Genomic DNA, 3,413 nt, shown 5'->3' on the forward strand with positions numbered 1-3,413 from the left:
TCCCTCGCCGCCGCCCGACCCCTCCCCCGCACCGGCAACCCCACCCGCTACTGGACCACCCTCGTCACCGCCGGCGAACTCCTCACCACCACCCCCAACCCCGACACCCGCCTCAAGTACGCCCTCACCCACTGCCGCACTCAAGCCACCCGCACCTGACCAACACCCCTTGCTGCGCAGGAAGTCGGCCCCACCGACTTCCTGCGCAGCGGCTCGATAGAGGGACAGGGCCGGTCGGAGCCGCACCACCCGAACAACCCACACCCAAGCCCCCGCGCCGCACGAAAGGTCGACCCCGCCGACTTCCTGTACGCCAGCCCGGAGGGCGTTCTGTGAGGGCATGAGAGAGGTCCATCCGTTGCACCGAAGGGCCGGCTCCGATCAACGCGGTTGACGTTCGGCAAGGACGCGTTCCAACGGAGACAGGAACGAGCGCAGCCCTGCCCAGGCGACCTCTCGGCCACCAGGGCGCGTTTCGAAAGTGCTGGTCACCGCCACTCGTTGACGGCTTCGACCAGCACCGTCGCTTCGTGGCGGACAGCGGGTTCGTCGTGCTCCGTGGCTGCCGCGCGGTGGTGCTTGAAGCGGTGGATCACCATCACGGTGCCGCCGAGGCCGACGCGGCCCCCCGGCACTCGCCCTTCGAGAACGGATCCGTCACGACGGGCGACACGTCACGCCCGTCCTGGACCGGGTACCGCGAGGGCGACAGGCCCACCCGTCAGTTGCGCGAGCCACGCCGAGTTGGCCGCACGCACCTCCTGCGGACGTTCACCGATCCGGCCGCGGGACTCGCCGACTGCGGGCATGCGACGGAGCCCCGCAGCCGAACGGACGGGGCGTCAGCGCATGCCACCGGAAGCGAGGATGACATCCCCGGTGATCCAGCGCGCGTCGTCGGAAGCCAGGAAGGCCACCAGCGGGCCGTAGTCGTCCGGGGTGCCCGTACGGCCCAGCGGGGTACCGGCGATCGCCTGTGCCTCCTGGGCCGAGCCGGGGAATCCCATGGCCCTGGTGCCCTCGGTGTCCGACGGTCCGGGCATGATCGCGTTGACCCGGATGCCGCGCGGGCCCAGCTCCTTGGCCGCCACGATGGTGAACGCGTTGACGGCGCTCTTGGACGCGACATAGAGCGAGGCGTACGGCGGGTGGGTGAGCGTGCCGGCCGTCGAGACGTTGATGATGGACGCGGCGCCGATGTCGTCCTGCGCGGCCAGGGCCTGCGTTGTGAGGATCGTACCGAGCAGGTTCGTGGTCATCTCGCGCTGGAACTCCTCCTCGGTGATGCCCGACAGCGGCGCGAAGGCGGCGACGGCCGCGTTGTTCACGAGCACGTCGACCGGTCCGTACTCCTCGCGCGCGCGATCGAACAGATGGCGCACGTCGTCGCCGCGGGCCACGTCCGCCCGGACCGCGATCGCCCGGCCGCCCCCGGCGGTGATGCCCGCGACGACCCGTCCGGCACCCTCCGCGTCCTCCCGGTAGTTCACCACGACGGCCGCGCCGGTCCCGGCCAGCGCCTTGGCGATCCCCGCACCGAGGCCCTTCGACGCGCCCGTGACGATCGCCGTACGTGCGTTGCTGCTGATCACAGTGACTCCTCGAACGTTGGTGCCTGCGGAAGTCACCGTAGGAAAGCTGGTTACTGCGAGGAAGTACGTACTTTTTTGTCACCTCGTGACGTGATGGAAACTCAGCACGTCGCGACGGCCGCCCGGCTCCTGGCCCACGACACCTTCGACAACAGGTGCGTGCTCAGGCCGATCATGGATCAGACGACAAGCCGCTGGGCGACACTGATCGTCTCGGCCCTCGTCGCCGGCCCGCACCGCTTCGCGCAGCTGCACCAACGAGTCGGTGGCGTCAGCCAGAAGATGCTGTCGCAGAACCTCAAGGCACTGGCCCGGGCCGGGCTCGTCGACCGCCATGTCGCGCCCACCACCCCGCCCCAGGTCACCTACGACCTGACGGAACTCGGTGTCGGCCTGGCCGGACCGCTGACCGAACTCATCCAGTGGTTCGGCCGGCACGGGGACGAGCTCCTCGCCGCCCAGGAGCGCTACGACCGCCGGCAGGAGCCACCGCACGCGTCCTGAGTGGGACGGCCGCCTGTCGGAGCCGTCGCCTAGAGTGCGGCATCGGATACGACGACGGCCGACAAGGGATGGGCGATGACCGAGGCGTGGGACCGACTGCGGGCGGTCATGGGAGAGCCGGTGTACACCCCGGCGCGGGTTCCGTGGGAGCTGGCGCCCGCCGAACTCGGGGTCCAGCTGCCCTCGGACTACCGCGCGTTCATCGACCTGTACGGCGGGGTGAGTCTGAACGGCGAGTGGGGCGTGTACACGCCGAGCGAGAAGCCGTCCTTCTACAAGGCGCCGGGCGGCCTGGCGGACTGGCGTATCACGAACGACGTCGATCTCCGCGACCAGATCGAGGGCGAGGAGCAGTGGTGGGACCAGCCGGGCCCCACCCCGGTGTTCCCGGATCCGGGCGGCCTGCTGTCCTGGGGCTGGAACAGCAACCACAACCAGTGCTGCTGGCTGACGACCGGTCCGGACCCCGAGCAGTGGCCGGTGACGGTGTTCTACGAGGATCGGCTCGACCACTTCGACGGCGGTTTCGCGGAGTTCGTGGCAACTGTGCTGACCGGCGGCTACGCGGCGGAGGACGAGCTGCTGGTGCGCGCGGACCCCGAGGTGTGGGGGCCTCAGCCGGCCCGACCCCTCTGGTCTCCCAAGAGCGACTGGGCGGGCAGGAACTGGGGCGCCGAGTGGGGTATCGAGGGATTCCTCGACGCGCCCGGGTCGACGGAGATGCCGTGGGTCAGGACGTGATGGGCGATCGGCGCGACGGGCAGCTCCGCTTCAAGGCGCCGATCCGGTACCGGCGGACGGGCCGGAGGACCTTGGTCCTCTTCCCGACCGCTCTGGCCTGCGCCCTTGCCTTCGTCCTCGCCGCGGGGGCCAAGGGCCGGGATCCCGCGATGATCGCGGCCTTCACGGTCTGCCTGATCGTCGCCTATGTCATCGCCGCCTCCTTCGTGGGCCCGTTCTGCGGCAGTACCACGGTGGATTCCGCGGGCCTGACCACGCGGACCCTGCTGAGGACACGTGTGGTCACCTGGCCGCAGGTGCGGTCGTTCGGGTTCTCGCCGGAGGTCAACCGCGGCATCGAGCACTGTCTCCTGGAGGTGCGCCTGCACCAGGGGCGGGCGGTCGTCCTGCCGGGCCTGGTCGCGTCGAGCGCGGACGACCCGGAGCTCCGGTCGCGTCTGTCCCAGCTGCGGGCCGCGTGGACCGCGGCCCGATCCGCTGCCGCGGCCGGGTGATGCGGCTCGACGGGCGTGCTGCCCCGGCTGGCCGGCCCGGCCGGCCCGGCCGGGTCTGCCCCGCGGGGGCAGCGACTCTGCC

The 3,413-nt window shown here is 70.8% G+C and carries 5 protein-coding genes; 3 read left to right on the forward strand and 2 right to left on the reverse strand.

Going from position 1 to position 3,413, the window contains the following annotated elements; genetic code table 11:
* Window positions 1–488: 488 nt before the first annotated feature.
* Window positions 489–635, reverse strand: coding sequence for a hypothetical protein (locus ACIQOV_RS33485; protein WP_401054522.1), 147 nt, complete (start codon window positions 633–635; stop codon window positions 489–491).
* A 207-nt stretch (window positions 636–842) separates the two neighbouring features.
* Window positions 843–1,592, reverse strand: a complete 750-nt coding sequence (locus tag ACIQOV_RS33490) for an SDR family NAD(P)-dependent oxidoreductase (protein ID WP_401054523.1) — start codon at window positions 1,590–1,592, stop codon at window positions 843–845.
* Window positions 1,593–1,685: 93 nt separating this feature from the next.
* Between ACIQOV_RS33490 and ACIQOV_RS33495 the strand changes: the two genes are divergently transcribed.
* From ACIQOV_RS33495 to ACIQOV_RS33505, 3 genes are all read left to right on the forward strand, one after another.
* Window positions 1,686–2,096 carry a winged helix-turn-helix transcriptional regulator gene (locus ACIQOV_RS33495; RefSeq protein ID WP_401054524.1) on the forward strand — a complete coding sequence of 137 codons (411 nt, stop codon included), beginning with the start codon at window positions 1,686–1,688 and terminating at the stop codon, window positions 2,094–2,096.
* A 75-nt stretch (window positions 2,097–2,171) separates the two neighbouring features.
* Window positions 2,172–2,837: an SMI1/KNR4 family protein gene (locus tag ACIQOV_RS33500; protein ID WP_401054526.1), complete on the forward strand. Its 666-nt coding sequence runs from the start codon at window positions 2,172–2,174 to the stop codon at window positions 2,835–2,837.
* Window positions 2,822–3,331 carry a PH domain-containing protein gene (locus ACIQOV_RS33505; RefSeq protein WP_401054528.1) on the forward strand — a complete coding sequence of 170 codons (510 nt, stop codon included), beginning with the start codon at window positions 2,822–2,824 and terminating at the stop codon, window positions 3,329–3,331. Before ACIQOV_RS33500 ends, ACIQOV_RS33505 begins: the two co-directional genes overlap by 16 nt.
* The last annotated feature ends 82 nt before the right edge of the window (window positions 3,332–3,413 follow it).

The organism is Kitasatospora sp. NPDC091257, assembly GCF_044757675.1.
GTDB lineage: Bacteria > Actinomycetota > Actinomycetes > Streptomycetales > Streptomycetaceae > Kitasatospora > Kitasatospora lactacystinica.